The following is a 22,465-nucleotide window of genomic DNA, read 5'->3' on the forward strand; positions in this document are numbered from 1 at the left end:
AACAAAAACTTTGGGAAGTGTGCTATAATCGTTCATATCAGTCATGCCCTTTCTAAACTTAGTTGGTTAAGAATAGAATAGCATGGCTGGTTTTATTTTGCATTAAAATCAACTAGCAATTCGGGTATACAATTTAATATGTTATGATTTACGATGGTATTAAATATATTATTTACACTAAAAAAGAATAATTAGTCACTTAATTTACATTTTTTAGTATCTTTAAAAATTATACATTAAATAGGAGAACCATGTTTAAAAAAACAACAAAGAGATTTTCAATCTCACTGCTCGTCTTGATCTTATTCTTATCCCCTCTGGGATACTTTAAATCTGTCAAAGCCGACACTTTCAAACCGCAAACCGCAACAAGCGTTTATGATGACCTGACTGGAAATTACGGACTGCTTGGAATTGCATCACAGTTTCATATTTTTGCAAAAGGCAATACAACATTGAACACCCACACCAATGGGAACATTGCGACAGCAAACCTAATCGGAAATACCAACTTCGGTACCAATATCAAATCCGAAGAAACAGAACACGTTGCCGTTGAATATAGTTATATTCAAAACATCACTTCCATTAATGGCTCATCTGAAATCTCTGACCAAGCTGGTCGTAGCACAAAATTTGTCCTTGGGAATGCTGTAAAAACTGAACTTGTAGATAATGGGAACGCCGTTTCTGTAAATGGCACGAAACTGGACCACATTAAAGCCGCATCAATCTATCAAGACAGTGCAACGTCAACTTATATTGACTTCGCTTCTGAATTCAGTAAATTGAACGCTGCTTCTACAACTCTTGCATCACAAGTTGCATCACAAGTTGCATCACAAGTCGTTGAAAGTTCTGATTTCTCAGATATGAACAATCGTGTCATTGATTTTTCAAATGCAGCAGCTACAGATCAAATTTTTATCTCTATCGACGCTGATGTTCTTTCTGCATCAACGCCACTTAAAATTTCAAATCCGAACGGTGCCATGCTCGTCTTCAACGTTGTTGGTGCAAGTGATTCACTTAATATCAATTCTAAAATTGAATACGGAACTCGTGTCAATCACGAAACTGAAACATTTTCAGATGCAAAAATCATGTGGAATTTCGGCAATAGCTTAAAAACATTGAATGTTAATGCGCCATTCCAGGGAACTGTACTGGCGCCTGAAGCTGCCGTTACTGCATATCAAAACTTAGACGGAAGCATTATTGCTACTGATGTAACTATTAATGCAGAGTCTCACCGTTGGGACTTAGCACCTGTTTCAATTACAGCAGCATCAATCGTTGATCCATCAACTTCTGAATCAACTTCAAGTAGCTCATCACTCAGTACGAGTCAAGAATCATCTACTCCACAATCTTCTTCGTCTAGTTCTACTCAAGAATCTTCTACTCCACAATCTTCTTCATCTAGCTCAACCCAAGAATCATCTACTCCACAATCTTCTTCATCTAGCTCTACTCAAGAATCTTCAACTCCACAATCTTCTTCATCTAGCTCTACTCAAGAATCATCTACTCCATAATCTTCTTCATCTAGTTCTACTCAAGAATCTTCTACAACAGGATCTTCTTCAACAACAAGCCAAGATCCTGCAACTTCAACCTCTTCATCTAGCTCTAGTCAAGAATTAACAACAACTTCCTCTTCTACTAGCGAAGAACCAACTTCTACAACAGCTTCTTCTACTGAAACTTCAACAACAGTTTCAAGCGAAGACAATAAAAATGATAAACAAGATACAACTACAGAAACAAGTGATGCCGATAGTCTTCCTCAAACAGGTGACTCAGCAAATATCCTTCTTCCAATCGGCATTATTCTATTGAGTCTTGCAAGCCTTGCAGTTGTATTTAGAAAAAGAGCCTAATAAAAAAGCGGAATGATTTCCGCTTTTTTTAATACCCTGTATAAACTTTTCCAGCTTCAATTCCGCCTTCTTTAGCTTTGAGCAATTCAGAGACCGTTACAAAAGTGTATCCTTTTGCCTTGAGTTGTTGAATGATTTGTGGAACTGCATCGACAGACCAACTGTGAATATCATGCATTAAAATGATGGCACCGTCGTGTGCACTATTGACAGCATTTTGGACAACAATCGGTGTATTATTAACATATTTCCAGTCATTGGTATCAATTGACCAATCTACTGCAGCCAAATTAGTTTGGGCAAGAGTGGTTTGATTATATGACCCATACGGTGGTCTGAAGAAATTGGTGTTTTGTCCTGTTAAGCTATTGATATAGTCATGAGCAGATAGGATTTCTTCTTTTTGTTGAGCCGCTGTAAGTGTGACCAAATTTTTATGATCCCAGGTATGTGACGCAACTTCATTGCCATTTGCAGCTTCTGATTTGATAATGTCAGGATAAGCTTGTGCTTGTGAGCCTAATGCAAAGAAAGTTGCTTTTACGTCGTTGTCTGCTAAAATTTTAAGTAATTTTGGTGTCGTTACTGGACCAGGCCCGTCATCAAAACTGAGCGCAATCAATTTTTTATTGGCATATTTTGCTTTTTCAGCAGCCGCAGCAGCGGCCGCTTTTTCTTTATCAATTTCTTTTTTAGATGCTGCAAGTTGAGTCGTTAAGGTTGTTTTTTCATTTTTCTCATAACTCGAAGTCAACGCTTTGATTTTTTCATTTGCTAGCTTATAATCCGCATCTGTCGTAGATTTTTTATAGGCTGCGAGAGCTGCTTTAGCCTGCGTCATGTTATCAACATATTTTTTTAGCGTTTTAATCTTTTCAGTGATTTGTGCCTTGTCTTCTGGATTAAGATGATCCGCTAACTTCAACGTGCTGTCGATGTTAGCTGTTGTTGGACTTTCGTAGGCTAGGGCTTGAGCTTTCAGCGCGGTATCTTTTTCTTTCTGATAAGCAGCAACTTTCGCTTCCTCAACTTGCTTGTCGTGATAGAGCTTTGCTCCAACTCCTACACCAATCAATACAAGCCCAATTGTAACAATACTGAGAACAAATGTTGATTTTTTGTGTTTCTTACTTCGACTTTGTCTTGATCTACTCCCTTGTCCCATTTTTCTTCCTCTATCCTAATCCTCAAAACAAGTGATTTGAAGCCTTTGTTGGCGTTCTCATTTTTCACTCATTATTTAATTCTATTTTAGCATATTCAATTTAAAAAATCACGAAATAAGAAATGATTTTTTAATCTTTTTGGAATTTATGTCATTAAAAAGAAAAGATACCGCTACCGGTATCTTATGCTTTATTTTCTTCTTTTATTTCTTTTTCTTCTGCTTCTTTGTCAATTTTTTCCAATTTATTGATCCGATTTAAAAGTTGGCGTTCTCCAAGCAGGATAACCAAGAGCAAGATGCCCCAGCCTCCCATAATACTTGCTGTATGGATTAAGCCGTCACCATTTGGCGTCAAGAAAACGCGACTAGGATATCTATCAACGACGTAAACACTCACTTTGTCCCCACTATCTCCCAACTTACTAAAATAGACATCGAGCGGTCGACGTTCGATGGTTTTTCCATCCCACTCAAACTCAACTTCGTGAATAAAACGGAAATCGTCCCCTTGAATAATGGTGGCTGTCATTTTCGTCTTTTCTAAATTTTTATTGGCCATATGAACGCCAATTTGTGAAATTGCTGAAGCAATCAATGCAGCAGCAACAATGAGCATGATGAGTCTTACGATGCGTTCAATCAATGGAATAATTTTTTTCATTCAAATATCCTATAAAAGTCTTCTAGTTTCATTTGTGATTTAGTTGCCGAATTTATATCTTTAACTATTTTACCACTTTTCATGACTAAAAGTCGATTACCAAACCTTAAAGCATCTTCCATTTGATGCGTAATCATTAGACTGGTGAGTTGTTCGCTTTTAATGACATTATCTGTAAGTTCCATAATGGCTTTTGAGGTTTTCGGATCAAGTGCAGCTGTATGTTCATCTAATAGAAGTAACTCAGGTTTTTGCAAGGTAGCCATCAGTAATGACAGCACTTGTCGTTGGCCACCTGACAGGTTTCCTGTTGGACTCGTCAAGTGATTTTCTAAGCCATTGCCTATTTGCTCTGCCTTTTTTAGGAAGGTCTCTTGAATATTTTTTGTATTCGTGATTTTTAAGCCACGCTTCTTGCCTCGGAGCTGAGCAACTACCAAATTTTCAAGAACCGTCATCCGAGGTGCTGTTCCCATTTTCGGATCTTGAAAGACACGCGCCAGATATTTTGAACGTGCCTGCGGCGTTTTCTTGGTCATATCATGACCGAGTATAAAAATTTGCCCTTCTGTCAGCATGAGATTACCAGAGATAACATTAAAGAGGGTTGACTTTCCTGCCCCGTTCCCCCCAACAATCGTAATAAAGTCTTGCGGGAAGATACTTAATGAGACATTATCTAAAATAATTTTCTTTTCCGTACCGTTGTCAACGATGACAGTGGCATTTTTTAACTCAATGATGGCTTGCATTTAGTTTTACCCCCTTGAAAAATTTATCTCTAAAGGTCGGTATCATTAAACAAATGGCTAAAATAATGGCACTAAAGAGTTTTAGATAGCTGGTATCAAGTCCAATCGTAATCACACCTAAAATCAAGAATTGATAGAAGATTGACCCAATGACAATCGTAATCAAGCGTTCAAGCATTGAGACATTGGCAAAGAAAACTTCTCCAATGATAATTGCTGCAAGCCCAATAACAATGATGCCAATACCCTTTGAAACATCTGCGTAACCGTCATTTTGACAGACCAAAGCACCAGAGAGTGCGATAATCCCGTTTGATACAATCAATCCTAAAAGTTCCATTCGATTGGTATTGATGCCAAAGCTGGTGGCCATTTCAGGATTGTCTCCGGTTGCGATAAATGCTTGACCCAAGTCGGTTGTCAGAAAGAAAATCATTGCCCCAATGACCAAAATTACAGCAATCAAGCTGACCCAGATGGATTGTAATCTGGGATAGCCCAACATACCTAGATTTGCTTGCCCCATCACCATAAGCATGATTGAATTACTGGAGGTCATCACCAAAATTCCAGCAAGCAGGGTCGGAATTTTTCCATTGACATAGAGTAAGCCCGTCGCAAGACCAGCTAAACAACCCGCTAAAAATGCACACAGGGTAGCCAAAATCGGATTGACGCCGTGGACAATCAAGGTCACTGCCACTGCGCCACCGAGCGGAAAACTTCCCTCTGTCGTCATATCTGGGAAATTCAGAATGCGGAAAGTCATGAAAATTCCTAATCCTAAAATAGCCCACAACAAGCCTTGATTGATTGTTGAAATAATGGTCATTTGATGTCCTTTCTATTGAAGTAATTATTTAGTCGTTGCAACACTCAAAACGCTTTGAGGAATGGTAATGCCAAGTGCTTTGGCTGTTTTTGTATTGACAACTGGTGTTGTATGGTCGTAAAAATCAACAGGAATGCTACTTACTTTTTTACCTTTGAGAATTTCTGCAGCGATTTTACCTGTTTGAATGCCTAATTCACGTTGATTGATACTAACTGCGGCAAGTCCACCTTGTTCAACCATGGTATCAACGGATGGGAATACAGGAATTTTAGCTGCATTGGTAATTTGAAGCACGTTGTTAAAGGCTGAAGCAATGGTATTGTCATTACCGACATAGAATGCTTGAACTTCTTTGCTGGCAACTGTTACAGTATTTGTGATGTCGTTTGATGATGAAATCGCATAAGCTTTGACAGTCAAGCCGTTTTCTTTAGCGACTTTGGTAAATCCTTCAACTTGTGATTTTGAATTGGCTTCAGATGAAGTATAAAGGACACCTACCGTTTTCAAATTAGGCATGATTTCTTTCATCAATTTGATTTCTTTAGCAAATGGGAAGCGGTCAGAAACGCCTGTGATATTGCCTTCTGGTGTGTTGACATTCTTGATTAGATTAGCACCGACAGGATCGGTTACTGCACCCATGACAATCGGTGTCTTGCTTGTCGCATTGGCCAGCGCTTGAACTGCTGGAGTTGCTACACCAATCAAGACATCATTGTTTTCGGAGTTCAATTGTCCAGCCATGGTTTGAAGTTTTGACTGGTCTGCTTCACCATTGTAAAAATTGATTTGGGCATTTGAGAAGCCTTCTTTTTTCAATTCATCTTCGGCGCCTTTGGTAATGGCATCAAGAGCAGGATGCGTTACGAATTGTAAAATTCCGATTTTAACTTGTTTATTCTTTGTTGCACTTTGGCTGGTCTTTGGTATAAAGACGGCAACAAGGGCTACGACGACGATAAGAGCAATGACGATTAACATTTTTTTATTTTTCATAAGTGTGTTTTCCTTTTCAATTTCCAATAAAGGTATTCTTTAGATGGTTTATTTTCAAAAAGAAAGACCGAATAGTCTTTTTATCCTATCCGGTCCACTATTTTTAGAATCACCGGCATAGATACTTTTTGAAAGTACTTCAAAATTGTATCCATGCCTACTGCACAAATACAACTTCACAAACGCCAGCTTTGCCATGATTTGAAGTTCGATTTAAACATAATGATTCTCCTTTTGTAATTTTTTTATTTAGTATAAACCAATATTTGATAAAATGCAAGAGAAAAGTTGACAAATTTATGATAAAATTAAGATTAATGACTTTTGTCAGTACTGACAAATATGAAAAGAGGCAAATCCATGTCCTTTGATGGCATATTTTTACACCACATGACCAGCGAATTGGTTCAGTCCCTCGAAGGTGGCCGAATTCAAAAGGTCAATCAGGCTTTTGAGCAAGAACTCGTCTTGTCTGTCCGCAGTGAGCGTAAAACACAAAAACTTTTATTATCGGCACACCCGACTTTCGGCCGTGTCCAACGTACTCAAACGGAATTCCAAAATCCACAAAATCCGAGCAATTTTGTCATGATTTTAAGAAAATACTTGGCTGGTGCCTTGATTGAAAAAATTGAACAGGTCGGCAATGACCGTCAATTATGGTTCCATATTTCAAGTAAAGATGAAATCGGCGACACCATGAATATTGCATTGGTAGTTGAAATCATGGGCAAGCACAGCAATATTATTTTGCTTGATAAAACCAGCATGCGCATTATTGAGTCCATTAAACACGTTGGATTTTCACAAAACCAATATCGGACAATTTTACCAGGTTCTACTTATATTGCACCGCCATTATCAACCGAAAATAATCCCTTCACAGCTTCTGACGAAATGATTTTTGAAGCCTTACAACTTTCAAACTTACAAAAAACCTTTCAAGGGATTGGACGAGACAGTCTTAAAACTCTGTCAGAGCTGACAGTTCCTGAATTTAAAGCAGTTTTAAATACTTCTTTCCCATCCATCTATGCCAATGACAGCTTTTCAAGCTTGCATTTGAAAGACGAACTGAGTAAAAGCTTTGATAGCCTTTCAGAAATGCTTGATTTTTATTATGGTGACAAGGCTGAACGCGACCGGGTCAAACAAATTGGCTCTGAAGTGATCAAAAAAGTTCAGAATGAATTGAAGAAAAACCGTGATAAATTAAAGAAACAAGAAAAAGAATTAGCCGCCACAGAAAATGCTGAAATTTTCCGACAAAAAGGCGAGTTACTCAATACATTTTTGCACCTTGTCCCTAATGACAAGCCCACAGTGACACTGGATAATTATTATACCAATGAACCACTTGAAATAGCGCTTGATTTATCAAAAACACCCGCTCAAAATGCGCAACGTTACTTCCACCGCTACCAAAAATTAAAACAGGCAGTTAAATTTTTAGGTGACCAAATCAACAATACCAAGCAAACCATTCTTTATTTGGAATCTGTTGAGTCCAATTTGGAAAATGCTGATGTGCCAGAGATTGCCGATATTCGTGAAGAATTGATTCAAACGGGTTATATTAAACAAAAACATCGCAATAAAAAACAAAAATTGGCTGCTCCTGAAAAATACGAGGCGGAAGATGGCACCATTATTATTGTCGGTAAAAACAATTTGCAAAATGAACAAGTCAGTTTCAAACTAAGTAAAAAAGGCGATACCTGGTTCCACGTTAAAGATATTCCCGGTTCTCATGTTTTGATAACTGGAAATCCAAATCCTTCTGACGAGACCGTTACTTTCGCGGGTGAGTTGGCTGCTTATTTTTCAAAGGCAAGAAATTCAAATTTGATTCAAGTCGATGTTTTAGATGCGAAAAAGCTGCACAAACCAACTGGAACTCCTCCAGGATTTGTAACCTACAATCGTGAAAAAACCATTCGTGTGACGCCAGATGAAGAAAAGATTAAAAGTAGGAAAATCAAATGAGTGAAATGTTAAAATGTCCCGTTTGCCAGTTACCACTAGCGCAAGATGAGCGAACTTTTGTTTGTCAGCAAGGCCATTCCTTTGATTTGGCAAAAGAAGGCTACCTCAATCTCTTGTTGAACGCCAAGCCTACGGCTGGTGATTCGAAAGAAATGATGGCAGCCAGACGCAACTTTTTAGCGACAGGTTATTATCAACCTTTGTCAGATGCCGTTAATCAGGTACTTTTTGAAGCAAATCAGAAAAAACAGGCACAAAGTATCCTTGATATTGGCTGCGGAGAAGGCTATTATTTGTCCCGTTTTCAAAACTTAAATGCGGAAGCAATGGCTTATTTTGGCATGGACATCAGTAAACTTGGCATTCGGATGGCGGCTAAAAAGAATAAAAACATTCAATGGCTGGTTGGCAATTTTGCACATCTTCCTTTCCAAAATCGATCAATCGATTTGATTTTATCCATGTTTGCTGAATACTCCGTCGCTGAAATGACGCGTATTTTGGCTGATGACGGAAGTATCGTCATTGTCAGAGCTGGCAATCAGCATTTGATGGAATTAAAGCAAATCATCTATCCTGAAATTCATGAAAAAGCGAAAGCCGAAGTGATTAAACCCTTCCCAGATTTTAATGTTGATCGCAGACAAGTTACTTTTACAACTAAAATCAGGTCCAATGAAGACCTGATGAGCTTGCTCTTGATGACGCCACATTACTGGAAAATTAAGCCTGAAGGACTTGAAAATCTCAAGAACTATCAAACACTTACCGTGACAGTAAATATTGAAATTGATCTCTTAACAAGACAAAATGATTAATTCTCGTCCATTCTGACAAGAATTTTTCACATGATTGTAACAAAAAAAAGTGCTTTCATATTGGCTGGATTTTTGATATAATGAAGTGTATTTATTTCCGCTACAGCTTCGCAATAAAAGCCTTGACAACTTCTATTGCATTATGTTTTGTAGTCGGTACAACTCGATAAAATTCAAAATATTTTTTAAATTTTGTCATATTATTTTAGTAAGGAGCCAAAATGGCCAACGAAAATGTAATCGAAATGATTAACGTAACCAAAAGATTTGGTGATTTTGTTGCAAATGACAAAATCAATCTTGAGCTACGTAAGGGCGAAATTCATGCCCTGCTTGGTGAAAATGGTGCTGGAAAATCCACACTGATGAATATTTTATCAGGTTTGTTGGAACCAACTGAAGGTGAAGTGCATGTCAAAGGGAAACTCGAAAAAATCGATTCTCCTTCTAAAGCTGCTAGCCTAGGTATTGGGATGGTTCACCAGCACTTTATGCTGGTTGATGCCTTTAGTGTAACAGAAAACATCATCTTAGGGACAGAAACAACTAAAGGGATTGCACTTGATTTAAAAACTGCAAGACAAAAAATTGTTGATTTGTCTGAAAAATATGGTTTGTCTGTTGAACCAGACGCACTTGTCAGAGATATTTCAGTCGGACAACAACAGCGTGTTGAAATCCTCAAAACCCTCTATCGAGGGGCTGATATTCTTATTTTCGATGAGCCAACAGCTGTCCTTACTCCAGCTGAAATCCTCGAATTGATGGACATTATGCGCAATCTGATTAAAGAAGGAAAATCAATTCTTCTGATCACACATAAATTGGACGAAATCCGTGCGGTTGCTGACCGTATCACAGTCATTCGTCGAGGAAAATCAATCGAAACGGTTGATTTGGGCGATAAGACCAATAAAGAATTGGCTGAAATGATGGTCGGACGTTCCGTATCATTTATCACGCCAAAAGACCCTGCACAACCTAAAGATGTTGTCCTTGATGTCAAAGATCTTAAAATCAAAGACGCAAGCGGCCCATACGCAGTTAAAGGACTTTCTTTGCAAGTGCGTGCTGGTGAAATCGTCGGGATTGCTGGAATTGATGGCAATGGTCAAACAGAATTGATTAAAGGTTTGACTGGCTTGATGAAGATTGACGAAGGTGAAGTTATCCTTAAAGGTAAAAACATCACCAACCAACGCCCACGTAAAATTACAGAACAATCTGTCGGACACGTTCCAGAAGACCGTCATCGTGATGGTCTCGTCCTTCAAATGTCTGTGGCTGAGAATATGGCCTTGCAAACTTATTACAAAGCGCCTCTCAGCAAATATGGTTTCCTTGATTACAACAAAATCAACACCAAGGCCCGCGAATTGATGGAAGAATTCGACGTTCGTGGTGCAGGTGAATTGATTCCAGCCGCTTCTTTATCTGGTGGGAATCAACAAAAAGCAATTATTGCCCGTGAAATTGACCGTGATCCAGATTTATTGATCGTCAGTCAACCCACACGTGGTCTTGACGTCGGCGCCATTGAATACATTCACAAACGTTTGATTCAAGCGCGTGATGAAGGAAAAGCTGTCCTTGTCGTTTCATTCGAATTGGATGAAATTCTCAATGTTTCCGACCGTATTCTTGTTATTCACGATGGAAAAATCCAAGGTGAAGTAACACCTGAAACAACAAATAAACAAGAACTAGGAATTTTGATGGTTGGAGGTAATATTGATGAGCAGTAAAACGAAAAAGATTCTCGTTCCTATCATTGCAATCCTAGCAGGATTTGTTCTGGGTGCGATTATCATGTTAATTTTCGGATTTAATCCGATTTGGGGATATGAAGACCTCTTTATCTCAGCACTTGGTAATTCTCGTGCCATTGGTGAAACCATTCAGACTGCAGGGCCACTGATTTTAACTGCCCTAGCCTTTGCCGTGGCAATGAAAGCTGGTCTCTTTAATATCGGTATGTCTGGCCAAGCTTTATCTGGTTGGCTCTTCTCTATGTGGTTTGCCCTTTCATTCCCAGACATTCCACGAGTCTTGATGATTCCACTTGTTATCATCATTGGTATGGTATTTGGTGCCTTGATGGGCTTGATTCCTGGGGTTCTTCGAGCTTTACTCGGGACTTCTGAGGTTATCACGACCATCATGCTCAACTACGTCATCCTGTACTTCTCGACCTATGTGGTTCATAACATGATGGCTAAGAAAATCATCATGTCAACATCAATTGACCAAACCAATCCAGTTAGCGCAAATGCAACATTCAGAGCCTCTTGGTTGTCAAATTTGACAGATAATTCAACTTTAAATATTGGAATTTTCATTGCTTTGATTGCACTCGTAATTATGGCTGTTGTCTTCTCAAAAACAACTTTAGGATATGAAATCAATGCGGTTGGTCTCAATCCTGACGCTTCTGAGTATGCAGGGATTTCATCAAAACGTACCATTATCTTATCAATGGTTGTCGCTGGTGCCCTTGCTGGTCTTGGTGGTGTTGTTTACGGTTTTGGTTACATGCAAAACTTCGTTGTTCAATCAAGTTCTCTTGATATTGGTTTCAACGGGATGGCTGTTGCTTTGCTTGGCGGAAACAATCCAATCGGAATTCTCTTTGCCGGTCTTCTCTTCTCTGTCCTTCAAACAGGGGCACCTGGTATGATGACTGACCAAATTCCACCACAAATCATTCAAGTCGTTACTGCATCAATCATCTTCTTCATTGCCATCAAATTTGTCATTGAAGTTATTCTTCCTAAAACTAAGAAGAAAGGAGAAAAAGCATAATGAATATCGTTGATACCTTGCAAATCATTGTTGCAAATATGCTTATCTATTCAACACCTCTGATCTTCACTTCAATCGGTGGCGTATTTTCCGAACGTGGCGGTGTCGTCAACGTTGGTCTTGAAGGAATTATGACAATGGGAGCTTTTGGTTCTGTTGTCTTCAACTTGACCTTTGCCAATACTTTTGGCACAATGACGCCTTGGCTGGCCATCTTATTTGGTGCATTCATTGGCGCTCTCTTCTCATCTTTACACGCGGTTGCTACGGTTAACCTTCGTGCTGACCATATCATCTCAGGGACTGTATTAAACTTGATGGCTCCTTCACTTGGCGTTTTCTTGATTACTGTTATTTACAATCAAGGACAAGTCAATATCAATCAACAGATTGGTTACTGGAACTTCCCACTCTTAAACAAAATTCCAATCATTGGACAAATCTTCTTTACGCAAACCTCATTGCCAGCTTTCCTAGCAATCATCGTTGCATTCATTTCATGGTATGTCCTCTTCAAAACACGCTTTGGACTTCGCCTTCGCTCTGTTGGTGAAAATCCTCAAGCCGCTGATACATTAGGCATCAATGTCTATGCTTATCGTTGGGCTGGTGTCTTGATTTCTGGTGCTTTAGGTGGTGTTGGTGGTGCAATCTATGCTCAAGCCATTTCAGGTAACTTCTCTGTTTCAACCATTGTTGGTCAAGGGTTCATCGCGCTTGCCGCTATGATCTTTGGTAAATGGAATCCAATTGGTGCCATGTTGGCATCACTCCTCTTTGGACTTTCAACATCTCTTGCAGTTGTTGGTGGCCAAATTCCTGGAATTAAGGAAATCCCTTCTACCTTCCTTCAAATGTTACCATACGTTGTTACGATTGTTGTCTTGGCCCTCTTCCTTGGAAAAGCAGTTGCTCCAAAAGCAGACGGTACAAACTATATCAAATCTAAATAAGCAAACACAAAAGCTGTCAGTACTGACAGCTTTTTTTTAATACTCAAGCATGAAAAATCTTAAAAATGGGACTATAATAAGGGAGTGATTATTCTAAAGGAGAAAAATTATGTGGTTTATTTATGCCCTCTTATCTGCTGTTTTCGCAGCCATGACAGCCATTCTCGTCAAAATTGGGATCAATGGTGTCAGTTCAAATTTGGCAACCGCAATTCGAACGGTTGTCGTCTTAGCCATGTCTTGGTTAGTCGTTTTCATGGCAGGAAAGCCTGATTTTACAAGTCTGAACAAACGTAACATTATCTTCTTATGCCTGTCAGGGCTCGCTACAGGCGCTTCTTGGCTCACTTACAACAGGGCCTTACAACTTGGCCCAGCATCAAAAGTCATCCCAGTAGATAACTTATCTGTGGTCTTTGGTATGTTGCTTGCCTTTATCGTTTTACGTGAACGCGTGACCTTTCCAGTTGTCATTGGAGGCATATTGATTGCTGCAGGTGTTCTCTTAATTTCATTTAACAAATAATGTCAGAGCTGACAAAAAAACCAGATTCTATCTGGTTTTTATTATTCTCATTTAGTTTTTGACAGCTGAAGCAAATTCTTCTTTTGCGAATGCTTCATCGATGATATTTTTCAATTGTTCACCAGATGCTTGCATTTTTTGTTTTTCAGCATCGTTCAATGGGATGTGAATTGGATTGATAACCCCTTCAGCACCAACGACTGCAGGTTGTCCCAAATAGCAATCTGAAACGCCATAATAGCCATCTTGGAAAGTAGAAACTGGCAAGATTGCACGTTCATCATCAAGAATTGCTTTTGTAATACGCGCAAGCGCTACGGCAACACCATAGAAAGTGGCACCTTTTTTAGCAATAATTTCATATGCTGCATCACGAACACCTTCGAACAAACCAACGATTTCTTCTTCGTTCAAATATTTGTTTTCTTGGAACCATTGTTCCAATTTAACACCTGCCACATTGGCATGTGACCAAACTGCGAATTCTGAATCCCCATGTTCACCCATGATATAAGCATGGACCGAACGAGCATCAACATCAATTTTTTCTGCCAAAGCTTGACGGAAACGTGCAGTATCAAGTGATGTACCTGAACCAACGACACGATTTTTTGGAAGTCCTGAGAATTTCCATGTGGCGTAAGTCAAAATATCAACCGGATTTGCTGCAACGAGGAAAATACCATTAAAGCCGGATTTCATAATTTCAGTAACGACGCTCTTCGTGATACGAAGATTTTTTTCAACTAAATCAAGACGTGTTTCGCCTGGTTTTTGTGGAGCTCCTGAAGTCAGAACAACCAAGTCTGCGTCTTTTGCATCTGAATAATCTGCGGAATATATTTTCTTAGGTGAAGTAAATGCTAAGGCGTGTGATAAATCCATTGCATCCCCCTCAGTCTTGTCTTTAACAATATCAACAATTCCAAGTTCTTGTGCGATTCCTTGGTTAACAAGTGCGAACGCATAAGAGGAACCAACAGCTCCATCACCAACAAGAATTACTTTTTTACGTTGTTTCTCTGCCATAGTTTAAACTATCCTTTCATCTTTGTAAATTTATTTACAAGATATATTATAGCATGAATTGATTGGTTTGTCATGTATGTGATATGATGAACAAGTCTTTATACAATCTTTGTCAAAATTGTCTGAAGATAAAAAAACTCTCCGAAAAGAGTTCCTTTTTTCCGTTTAACGAACGGTACGGATACGACAAGTGTTGGTACGACCAGACCCGATAGGGACACCAGCAACGATAACAATATTATCGCCTGAAGCCACGAGACCAGAGCGTACAGCAGCGCGTTCAGCAACGTCAAACATATCATCAGTAGATGCAGGACGGTCTGTCAGCAAAGGAATAACGCCCCAGTTGATGAGCAAGGCACGTTCTACCTTTTCGTCAAAAGTGACAGCTAAAATATCCGTATTTGGACGGTACTTAGAAATCAAGCGCGCCGTATTTCCTGTTTCTGTCAAGGCAACGACAAGTTTAATGTCCATTGAACGCGTCGTATTCAAAACATTTGATGCCACAACTTCTGTCACACCATGACGAGTATAATTGTCAGGATTAAGACGTCCATATTCTTTGAGCATGTTTTGAGCTTCCATGTCAACTTCAGCCATTGTCTTAACGGCTTGTGCAGGGTAGCGTCCGTTTGCGGATTCACCAGACAACATGGTTGCATCTGTTCCATCAATAACGGCATTGAAGACATCTGAAATTTCAGAACGTGTGGCACGAGGATTGTAAGTCATTGATTCCAACATGTTTGTGGCAGTAATGACAGGTTTTCCTGCATGAGCACATTTTCTGATGATTGATTTTTGATAAACAGGAACACGTGTAAATGGTACTTCAATTCCCATATCCCCACGAGCAACCATGATACCATCAGCTGCTTTGATGATTTCATCAATGTTATCAATTCCTTCTTGATTTTCAATTTTAGGGAACAAGAGCACATGTTCATTTCCTGTTTCAATCAAAATATCACGAATGACTTGAACGTCTTTTGCAGTACGAACAAAGGAAATCGAAATGTAGTTGATGCCTTCAGTTAAACCGAAACGAATATCATCTTCATCACGTTCAGCAAGGGCTGGGAAAGGAATTTTAGTGTTTGGAATGTTGACACCTTTTTGTTTTGCAATGATGCCATCATTTTCAACTTCAACCACAAATTCGCGCGTTTCAGCATCTTTAGCTGTGATTGTCAGGCCAAGTTTTCCATCGTCAATCAAAATACGTTTGCCGACTTCAACTTCATCAAAAATATCAATTCCACCCGCAACATTGAGCGCAATTGTATTTCTATCTGATTGCAAGCCTTGTTTTGTCGCAATACGAAGGCTGTCACCAGTGACATAGCTGAAATAATTTCCTTCAGCGTCATAGCTAGGATCCGCTTTCGCTGCTGCAGAGAAAAGTTCCGTACGGATTTCTGGCCCTTTAGTATCCAAGAGGAAGCCAACTTTTTTTCCTGCAATTTCTTCGGAACGACGTACAGCAGTCATCAATTCACCTTGACTTTGGTGATCGCCATGAGAGAAATTAAAACGAAAGACATTAGCTCCATTTTTTATAAGTTCTGCAATGACCTTAGCAGATGCTTCAATATCAAGCGTTTCGTCCCAATATCCTTCTTCAAGGAAGGTTTTTCCGCCACGGATTTCGACCGCTGGCCCTAATGTTGAGACAATTTTTACACGTTTATTCATATGATTCACCCCATTGAAAACAGACCATCAGGATCTGTTTTTCATTATTTTTGACAGATTTACATTACAAAAGATAAACAGAAAGAGTCCTTGCACTCATGCAAAGACTCCTTCAAGTTCTTTATTTAACAGTGCGGATACGCATTGTGTTAGTGCGACCAGAACCAACTGGTACACCAGCAACGATAATGATGTTATCGCCTGATTCAACAAGGCCTGATTTAAGTGCTGCTTTTTCTGCAACTTCAAACATATCATCAGTTGATGATGGTTTAGAAGCCAACATTGGGATAACACCCCAAACAACAGTCAAGCTACGTTCGATTTTTTCGTCAAATGTAACAGCCAAGATGTCAGCATCTGGACGGTATTTAGAAATCAAACGTGCAGTTGCACCTGATTCAGTCAAAGCAACAATCAATTTAATATCCATTGCATTTGCGGCATCTTTAACAGCTGCTGCAACAACTTCTGTTACAGAAGTACGGTCGTAACGGTCTGGACGAAGACGGCCATATTCTGAAAGCATTGTTTGTGCATTCATTGCAGTCTTAGCCATTGTGTTAACTGATTCAGCTGGGTAGTGACCATTTGCTGATTCACCTGAAAGCATTGTTGCATCAGTTCCGTCGATAACAGCGTTGAAAACGTCAGAGATTTCAGCACGTGTCGCACGTGGGTTGTAAGTCATTGATTCAAGCATGTTAGTTGCAGTGATAACTGTCTTACCTGCTTTGTTAACTTTAGAGATAATCATTTTTTGGTAAACTGGAACCATTTCGAATGGTACTTCGATACCCATGTCACCACGGGCAATCATGATACCGTCAGCAACTTCGATGATTTCGTCAAGGTTATCAATCCCTTGTTGGTTTTCGATTTTTGGATAAAGTTTAACACCAGTGTGTCCAGTTTCTTCCAAGATACGACGTACAGCAAGAACGTCAGCTGCTTTACGAACGAATGAGATAGCGATAAAGTTGATGCCTTGTGAAAGACCAAAACGGATATCTGCATCATCACGGTCAGCAAGTGCTGGGAAGTTGATTTTAGTTCCAGGAATGTTAACACCCTTTTGTTTAGCGATAACGCCGTCATTTTCAACTTCAACTTCGAATTCACGAGTTGCTGTGTTTTTGCCGACAATCAAAAGACCCAATTTACCATCGTCAATAAGGATACGTTTTCCAACTTCAACATCATCAAAGATATCAAGACCACCAGCAACGTTCAATGCAAGCATGTCTTTTTCAGATTGGAGTCCTTGTTTTGTAGCAACACGGAGTTTGTCTCCCACTTTGTAATTAAACAAGTTGCCTTCGCCATCAAATTCTGAATCAGCTTTAGCTGTATCTGAGAAAACTTCAGTACGGATTTCAGGGCCTTTTGTATCAAGCAAGAATCCAACTTTACGTCCAGCAATTTCTTCTGCACGGTGAACAGCAGCCATACGGTTACCTTGTTCTTCGTGGTCACCATGTGAGAAGTTAAAGCGGAAAACGTTAGCTCCGTTTTCAATCAATTCAGCGATTTTTTTAGCTGTTGATTCAACATCAAGATCTCCAGCCCAAAAACCTTTATCAAAGAAAGTTTTTCCTTCGCGAACTTCAATTGCTGGTCCAAGTGTTGAGACGATTTTAACACGTTTATTCATTAGTGTTTTTCTCCTATGTAATATTTTTAATTCCTTCGCCGTCAAGGCTCAGGGTTGATTAACTGGGTTAATTAGTTAAGGTTAAGATTGTTCAAAGCAGAGTTAAGTTTATAAAGTTCTTCTCCTGCTTTATGTGGATTGTTAACTTTGATGCCACCATCTTCAGTCAAGCTGAACAAGGCGCCTTCTTCAGCTGTTCCAAGAATTGGACTTTCAACAAGTTCTTCGTTGTGAAGACCTACAGCAACACCACCGATACCATCGCGGAGTAATTCAACAGCGCGGGCACCCATACGTGAAGCGATAACACGGTCACGAACTGTTGGTGAACCACCACGTTGAATATGTCCAAGAACAGAAACACGGAGGTCAGAGTCATCACCTGCAGCTTTAAGCTTCATTGCAAATTCTTCACCTGACATGACACCTTCAGCAACGACGATGATGTGGTGGTTTTTACCTTTTTCATAGCCTTTTTTGATGTTGTTAACGATGTTTTCAAATTTGAATTCTTTTTCTGGGATACAGATATCATCTGCACCTGAGGCAATTCCTGCCCAAAGCGCGATATCACCTGCATTACGTCCCATTACTTCAACGATGAAAGTACGGTGGTGTGAAGATGATGTATCACGGATTTTGTCAATGGCATCAACAGCTGTTGTAACGGCTGTATCAAAACCAATGGTGTAGTCTGTTCCAACGATATCATTATCGATTGTTCCAGGCAATCCAACTGCTGGGAAGCCGTGTTCAGTCAAACGCATTGCGCCGTGATAAGAACCGTCCCCACCAATAACAACGACACCTTCGATGCCGAATTTTTTAAGTTGTTCGATACCTGCAAGTTGACCTTCAAGTTGCGCAAATTCAGGGAAACGAGCTGAGTAGAGGAAAGTTCCCCCACGTCCAACTTTGTCACCAACTGATGCTGAGTCAAGTTTGTGGATATCGCCGGCAACCATCCCTGCATAACCGTAGTTAATGCCGTAGACTTCCATGCCTTCAGAAATTGCTTTACGAACAACAGCACGGATAGCTGCGTTCATACCTGGTGCATCACCACCAGAAGTTAAAACTGCAATGCGTTTCATTAGAGAATTGTCCTCCGAAATATTTATCTTGTGTGAATTTCACTTCACTAAATGACCTCACTGCGTGAAATCATTCTTTATCTCTTATATTATAGCATGGATTTGAAAAAAAATCTCATGCAAAAGTGCTTTAAACGTTTACATTTTCACAAAAATTTATTTTCCTAGAATTTGTCTTATTATTTCAAACGTTTTATTAAAATATCTGAAAATTTTAATAAAAAAACTTGTCCTTTCGAACAAGTTTCACTTTTGTTATTTTAGGCCTGATAGCGTTTTTTACCATCAAGATAAGTTGCTGCAAGAGACATGTCCTGATTGAGAACAATAAAATCAGCTGCATAGTCTGTTTTAATTTGACCGCAGACATCATCCAATCCTACTGATTTAGCTGGTGTCAAAGAACCCATCATGACCGCTTCTGCAGGTGTTGCAATTCCCCAGTCAACTACGTTCTTGACTGCTGTACTAAGCGTTAAGATTGAGGCTGCAGGACGGCCAGTTGGTAACCAAGCAGCGCCATCACGCACTTCAACTTCAAATTCACCAAGCATATATGGGCCGTCTGGCAAACCAGCCGCACGCATCGAATCTGTAATCAAAACAACATGGTCTGCACCCTTCATTTTCATGACGATTTCCGCTGCTTCTGGACGAACGTGGTGCCCATCACAAATCAATTCAGCGTAGGTGTTTGGTGTGTTCAAAATAGCTCCAACCATTCCTGGTTCCTTATGTGTCAGCCCTGACATACCATTAAAGGTGTGAATCCAAATGGAAGCACCCGCTTCAATACCAGCAACAGCTTCTTTATAAGTTGCATTTGAGTGACCAAGCGCAATTTTAACGCCAGCTTGTGTCGCTTTGCGAATGAAATCTTCTGAACCGTCACGCTCTGGTGCAAGGCCAACTTTCTTAAGCATGCCATGCGCTGCCTTTTGCCAGTCATCGATTTCCCACATTTTAGCGTCACGCATGTATTTAGGATTTTGAGCGCCCTTATGTTCTTCGGTAAAGAATGGCCCTTCAAAGAAAATCCCTCGCACTTTTGCCCCACGTGCTTCAGCATAATGTTCTCCAATGACTTCACAGCACTTTAATAATCCTTCATGTGAATCCGTCAAAGGAGTTGGGAAAAAGCTGGTTACACCTGCTGAAAGCAAGCCTTCTGACATGGTTCCCATGATGCCTTCAACTTCTGCATCTTGCGAATCTGCCCCACCAAAGCCATGAATGTGTGTGTCCACAAGCCCCGGTGCAATCCATTGCCCTGAATAATCTACAACCTCTGCATTTTCAGGCACTTGAGCCATCCACTCGCCAAATTTGCCATCTTTGATTTCTAGATAGCCCCCTTTTTTAACATCATAGGGATAGAAAAATTGATCTGCTTTGATATAATACAACATTTAGTCCTTGCCTCCTTATATTTGTTTAAATTTTAGCAAAAATTGACGCTTTTGTCAATGAATTGGTATAAACCAATTTGCTTTTTTCTGTCAGCTCTGACAACAAAAAAAATCAACTTGATCAGCTGATTTTTTATTACTTATTATTTTTTATCTGAAAGCTGGAGCAGTTTTTGTTTGATCTCTTCTTCCATCTTGGCCAATTCTAATTCGCCTTGCTGACGTTTCTCACGTCCTTCAGATTGAATACGTAAGGTTTCTTGAATGGTATCCACCAGATTTTGTTGTGTTAATTTGAGTGTATCGACATCAATCAAGCCACGTTCGTTTTCGATAGCCGCTTCAATCGTTGAATTTTTAAGCATTTCTGAATTCTTCTTCAATAAATCATTGGTTGTTTCAGATACAATGCGTTGACTTGTCAAAGCGTCTTTTTGTTTCAACAAGGTCAGTGCAATAGCAACTTGGTTTTTCCAAAGCGGAATCGCCGTATTAATCGACGTTTGAATTTTTTCAGCCAATTCCTGATTTGTATTTTGAATCAAGCGGATTTGTGGTGCCTGTTGAATGGTCAACTGACGCGCCAAACGTAAATCGTGGGTACGTTTTTCCAAGCGGTTTTTATAGGCTTCCAAATCATTTACTTTTTGGACAGCCAATGAATTTTCTGCTGTTTCTTTGGCTTCTTGACGGGCTTGTGGAAGCACTTCTTGTTCCATTTGGTCAATTTTCAGCTCTGCCCCAGCAATGTAAACATTCAAGGCCTTGAAATAGTTCAAATTTTCATCATAAAGTTGATCAAGCGTTTCATTATCTTGGAGTAAGCCAGCTTGTTCATTGTTTAATTTGGCAGATATTTTATCAATCCCGGCACCAATTTTTTGGTATTTTTGCGTTACTTCAAAAATTGATTTTTTGACTTTTCCAAACATTTTACTGAAAACACCCTTGTTTTCAGAAACCAGTTCATTCGGATTGGCCTGTTGCAAATTGTACATCAAATCAGTCAAAGAGCCACCAACTTCGCCCAAATCTTGTGCTTGGACTTTGTTGAGGACGCTTTGAGAAAAGGCCGAAATCTTATCTTGCGCGTTAGCACCGTAAGCAATGACAGATTGTGATGTATTCTCATCAAGTTGCTCCGACAAGGCTTTTGCTTTTTCTAACTCTTCTTCTGATAAGGTGTCCACGGCACGTAAACTTGCATTCTTCTTCATTTTTACAAGTTCGGTTTGCTGATTTTCACTGAGTAGATCGACCGACTTTGTTCCTGTGTCTTGGTTAATTAAATCATCTAATACTGGATTTCCCATGTTTTTTTCCTTCTTCTTTTAAAAATAATTCTGTCAACCGTTATGACAGAATTATACACATTTTTGTCAGTGCTGACAAGTTTTAATGGCAAGCATTAGTCAAATTTGACTTCATGTTTGATGATGTTGACATCGTCCATCAAAATTTCGTGATAATTTTTTGAAATCTGAGTGGACAAGGTTTTAACCAAAAGTAAGGTTTCGTCAATATCACGCGAAATTTCTTCTGATTGAACGGATTGTTTCTTCATTGCCAAATATTTATCAGTAAGTTTGACCATATTTGGCAAGTTTTTATAGAGGAAATCATTTTGTTTAGTCAATTCTTGTGGGTTTTGAACAATGTATTTGAAGGTCAATTTGCTGGCTTCAAGTCCACCTGTTACGGACTCAACCACTTGCAAATCGTCGCTACGTTTCATGTTCTTTTCCCAAGTTTCAATGTTTGTTTTCGCTTCTGCCAAATTTTCACGGAAAATCTTAATATCGCTGTCTGATAAGCCAGCGTCATGGTAACGTTCCATGTTAACTTTTAAATTCATGGCTTTATCACGCGTTGGCCGTTCGCCTTTTCTTGAGAGGCTCACGCCGATGATTATTTTCACCATTAGAAAAATGATAATGATGAAAAGGATTGTGAAGAAAAGACTCATTCGTCCTCCACGCATTCCGTCCAACATGATTAAATTCTCTGCCATAGTACATTCTCCTCGTCTGTTATCTTATTTGCTTGCTTTTGCAAGTTTCATTTTCCTTTTCAATAACCCTTGGGCTATGATTCTATTTTACCATATTTTCTTAAACCAAAATCATACTTTGGTATGATTTTTAAATCAGAATGTGATAAAATAGGACTGGATAAATACTTATGAAATCGCTTATCAA

General features: G+C 39.4%; 19 protein-coding genes and 1 pseudogene. 8 read left to right on the top strand and 12 right to left on the bottom strand.

Going from position 1 to position 22,465, the window contains the following annotated elements:
- The first annotated feature begins 251 nt into the window (after positions 1-251).
- Together GHI45_RS09745 and GHI45_RS11585 are read left to right on the top strand one after the other, a co-directional pair.
- On the top strand, positions 252-1,538 hold the full coding sequence (locus GHI45_RS09745; protein WP_147780642.1) for a collagen-binding domain-containing protein: 1,287 nt from the start codon (positions 252-254) through the stop codon (positions 1,536-1,538).
- Positions 1,539-1,775: 237 nt separating this feature from the next.
- Positions 1,776-1,883, top strand: a pseudogene (locus tag GHI45_RS11585) (LPXTG cell wall anchor domain-containing protein); the annotation flags it as partial.
- A 28-nt stretch (positions 1,884-1,911) separates the two neighbouring features.
- On the opposite strand, the gene GHI45_RS09755 reads toward GHI45_RS11585, so the two are convergent.
- From GHI45_RS09755 to trpX, 5 genes are all read right to left on the bottom strand, one after another.
- Positions 1,912-3,048 (bottom strand): polysaccharide deacetylase family protein, encoded by a 1,137-nt coding sequence (locus GHI45_RS09755; protein ID WP_147780641.1) that lies wholly within the window; start codon positions 3,046-3,048, stop codon positions 1,912-1,914.
- A 184-nt stretch (positions 3,049-3,232) separates the two neighbouring features.
- A complete protein-coding gene (locus GHI45_RS09760; RefSeq protein ID WP_147780640.1) occupies positions 3,233-3,712 on the bottom strand; it encodes a hypothetical protein in 480 nt (159 codons plus the stop codon).
- A complete protein-coding gene (locus GHI45_RS09765) occupies positions 3,709-4,464 on the bottom strand; it encodes an ABC transporter ATP-binding protein (protein ID WP_147780639.1) in 756 nt (251 codons plus the stop codon). The genes GHI45_RS09760 and GHI45_RS09765 overlap by 4 nt, the downstream gene beginning before the upstream one ends.
- Positions 4,448-5,296 carry an ABC transporter permease gene (locus tag GHI45_RS09770; RefSeq protein ID WP_147780638.1) on the bottom strand — a complete coding sequence of 283 codons (849 nt, stop codon included), beginning with the start codon at positions 5,294-5,296 and terminating at the stop codon, positions 4,448-4,450. Before GHI45_RS09770 ends, GHI45_RS09765 begins: the two co-directional genes overlap by 17 nt.
- A gap of 24 nt (positions 5,297-5,320) precedes the next feature.
- Entirely contained in the window at positions 5,321-6,298 is a 978-nt protein-coding gene (gene trpX, locus GHI45_RS09775; protein ID WP_147780637.1) for a tryptophan ABC transporter substrate-binding protein, read from the bottom strand.
- Between the two features lie 360 nt (positions 6,299-6,658).
- Between trpX and GHI45_RS09780 the strand changes: the two genes are divergently transcribed.
- The 6 genes from GHI45_RS09780 to GHI45_RS09805 all read left to right on the top strand — a co-directional run bounded on the left by GHI45_RS09780 (position 6,659) and on the right by GHI45_RS09805 (position 13,383).
- Positions 6,659-8,284 (top strand): NFACT family protein, encoded by a 1,626-nt coding sequence (locus GHI45_RS09780; RefSeq protein WP_147780636.1) that lies wholly within the window; start codon positions 6,659-6,661, stop codon positions 8,282-8,284.
- Positions 8,281-9,102 (top strand): putative RNA methyltransferase, encoded by an 822-nt coding sequence (locus GHI45_RS09785; RefSeq protein ID WP_147780635.1) that lies wholly within the window; start codon positions 8,281-8,283, stop codon positions 9,100-9,102. Before GHI45_RS09780 ends, GHI45_RS09785 begins: the two co-directional genes overlap by 4 nt.
- A 221-nt stretch (positions 9,103-9,323) precedes the next feature.
- A complete protein-coding gene (locus tag GHI45_RS09790) occupies positions 9,324-10,847 on the top strand; it encodes an ABC transporter ATP-binding protein (RefSeq protein WP_147780634.1) in 1,524 nt (507 codons plus the stop codon).
- A complete protein-coding gene (locus GHI45_RS09795) occupies positions 10,837-11,904 on the top strand; it encodes an ABC transporter permease (protein WP_147780633.1) in 1,068 nt (355 codons plus the stop codon). Before GHI45_RS09790 ends, GHI45_RS09795 begins: the two co-directional genes overlap by 11 nt.
- Positions 11,904-12,857 (top strand): ABC transporter permease, encoded by a 954-nt coding sequence (locus tag GHI45_RS09800; RefSeq protein WP_147780632.1) that lies wholly within the window; start codon positions 11,904-11,906, stop codon positions 12,855-12,857. The genes GHI45_RS09795 and GHI45_RS09800 overlap by 1 nt, the downstream gene beginning before the upstream one ends.
- 109 nt (positions 12,858-12,966) lie before the next feature.
- Positions 12,967-13,383: an EamA family transporter gene (locus tag GHI45_RS09805; protein ID WP_147780631.1), complete on the top strand. Its 417-nt coding sequence runs from the start codon at positions 12,967-12,969 to the stop codon at positions 13,381-13,383.
- A gap of 51 nt (positions 13,384-13,434) precedes the next feature.
- On the opposite strand, the gene GHI45_RS09810 is transcribed toward GHI45_RS09805, so the two are convergent.
- The 7 genes from GHI45_RS09810 to GHI45_RS09840 all read right to left on the bottom strand — a co-directional run bounded on the left by GHI45_RS09810 (position 13,435) and on the right by GHI45_RS09840 (position 22,278).
- Positions 13,435-14,412 (bottom strand): L-lactate dehydrogenase, encoded by a 978-nt coding sequence (locus GHI45_RS09810; protein WP_147780630.1) that lies wholly within the window; start codon positions 14,410-14,412, stop codon positions 13,435-13,437.
- 165 nt (positions 14,413-14,577) lie between these two features.
- Positions 14,578-16,110 carry a pyruvate kinase gene (pyk, locus tag GHI45_RS09815; RefSeq protein WP_147780629.1) on the bottom strand — a complete coding sequence of 511 codons (1,533 nt, stop codon included), beginning with the start codon at positions 16,108-16,110 and terminating at the stop codon, positions 14,578-14,580.
- A 121-nt stretch (positions 16,111-16,231) separates the two neighbouring features.
- Positions 16,232-17,764 (bottom strand): pyruvate kinase, encoded by a 1,533-nt coding sequence (gene pyk, locus GHI45_RS09820; RefSeq protein WP_147780628.1) that lies wholly within the window; start codon positions 17,762-17,764, stop codon positions 16,232-16,234.
- Positions 17,765-17,835: 71 nt separating this feature from the next.
- On the bottom strand, positions 17,836-18,858 hold the full coding sequence (pfkA, locus tag GHI45_RS09825; protein WP_147780627.1) for a 6-phosphofructokinase: 1,023 nt from the start codon (positions 18,856-18,858) through the stop codon (positions 17,836-17,838).
- A gap of 260 nt (positions 18,859-19,118) precedes the next feature.
- Positions 19,119-20,267 (bottom strand): N-acetylglucosamine-6-phosphate deacetylase, encoded by a 1,149-nt coding sequence (gene nagA / locus GHI45_RS09830; protein ID WP_147780626.1) that lies wholly within the window; start codon positions 20,265-20,267, stop codon positions 19,119-19,121.
- Positions 20,268-20,410: 143 nt separating this feature from the next.
- On the bottom strand, positions 20,411-21,580 hold the full coding sequence (locus GHI45_RS09835) for a toxic anion resistance protein (protein ID WP_147780625.1): 1,170 nt from the start codon (positions 21,578-21,580) through the stop codon (positions 20,411-20,413).
- A gap of 95 nt (positions 21,581-21,675) precedes the next feature.
- Positions 21,676-22,278: a 5-bromo-4-chloroindolyl phosphate hydrolysis family protein gene (locus tag GHI45_RS09840; protein WP_228386063.1), complete on the bottom strand. Its 603-nt coding sequence runs from the start codon at positions 22,276-22,278 to the stop codon at positions 21,676-21,678.
- Between the last annotated feature and the right edge of the window lie 187 nt (positions 22,279-22,465).

Source organism: Lactococcus sp. dk101 (genome assembly GCF_009601055.1).
Lineage (GTDB): Bacteria > Bacillota > Bacilli > Lactobacillales > Streptococcaceae > Lactococcus.

What these genes read in the sequence shown, in the direction of transcription:
- GHI45_RS09745 (WP_147780642.1), top strand. Translation starts at nt 252, where the DNA reads ATGTTTAAAAAAACAACAAAGAGATTTTCAATCTCACTGCTCGTCTTG.
- GHI45_RS09755 (WP_147780641.1), bottom strand. Translation starts at nt 3,048, where the DNA reads ATGGGACAAGGGAGTAGATCAAGACAAAGTCGAAGTAAGAAACACAAA.
- GHI45_RS09760 (WP_147780640.1), bottom strand. Translation starts at nt 3,712, where the DNA reads ATGAAAAAAATTATTCCATTGATTGAACGCATCGTAAGACTCATCATG.
- GHI45_RS09765 (WP_147780639.1), bottom strand. Translation starts at nt 4,464, where the DNA reads ATGCAAGCCATCATTGAGTTAAAAAATGCCACTGTCATCGTTGACAAC.
- GHI45_RS09770 (WP_147780638.1), bottom strand. Translation starts at nt 5,296, where the DNA reads ATGACCATTATTTCAACAATCAATCAAGGCTTGTTGTGGGCTATTTTA.
- trpX (WP_147780637.1), bottom strand. Translation starts at nt 6,298, where the DNA reads ATGAAAAATAAAAAAATGTTAATCGTCATTGCTCTTATCGTCGTCGTA.
- GHI45_RS09780 (WP_147780636.1), top strand. Translation starts at nt 6,659, where the DNA reads ATGTCCTTTGATGGCATATTTTTACACCACATGACCAGCGAATTGGTT.
- GHI45_RS09785 (WP_147780635.1), top strand. Translation starts at nt 8,281, where the DNA reads ATGAGTGAAATGTTAAAATGTCCCGTTTGCCAGTTACCACTAGCGCAA.
- GHI45_RS09790 (WP_147780634.1), top strand. Translation starts at nt 9,324, where the DNA reads ATGGCCAACGAAAATGTAATCGAAATGATTAACGTAACCAAAAGATTT.
- GHI45_RS09795 (WP_147780633.1), top strand. Translation starts at nt 10,837, where the DNA reads ATGAGCAGTAAAACGAAAAAGATTCTCGTTCCTATCATTGCAATCCTA.
- GHI45_RS09800 (WP_147780632.1), top strand. Translation starts at nt 11,904, where the DNA reads ATGAATATCGTTGATACCTTGCAAATCATTGTTGCAAATATGCTTATC.
- GHI45_RS09805 (WP_147780631.1), top strand. Translation starts at nt 12,967, where the DNA reads ATGTGGTTTATTTATGCCCTCTTATCTGCTGTTTTCGCAGCCATGACA.
- GHI45_RS09810 (WP_147780630.1), bottom strand. Translation starts at nt 14,412, where the DNA reads ATGGCAGAGAAACAACGTAAAAAAGTAATTCTTGTTGGTGATGGAGCT.
- pyk (WP_147780629.1), bottom strand. Translation starts at nt 16,110, where the DNA reads ATGAATAAACGTGTAAAAATTGTCTCAACATTAGGGCCAGCGGTCGAA.
- pyk (WP_147780628.1), bottom strand. Translation starts at nt 17,764, where the DNA reads ATGAATAAACGTGTTAAAATCGTCTCAACACTTGGACCAGCAATTGAA.
- pfkA (WP_147780627.1), bottom strand. Translation starts at nt 18,858, where the DNA reads ATGAAACGCATTGCAGTTTTAACTTCTGGTGGTGATGCACCAGGTATG.
- nagA (WP_147780626.1), bottom strand. Translation starts at nt 20,267, where the DNA reads ATGTTGTATTATATCAAAGCAGATCAATTTTTCTATCCCTATGATGTT.
- GHI45_RS09835 (WP_147780625.1), bottom strand. Translation starts at nt 21,580, where the DNA reads ATGGGAAATCCAGTATTAGATGATTTAATTAACCAAGACACAGGAACA.
- GHI45_RS09840 (WP_228386063.1), bottom strand. Translation starts at nt 22,278, where the DNA reads ATGGCAGAGAATTTAATCATGTTGGACGGAATGCGTGGAGGACGAATG.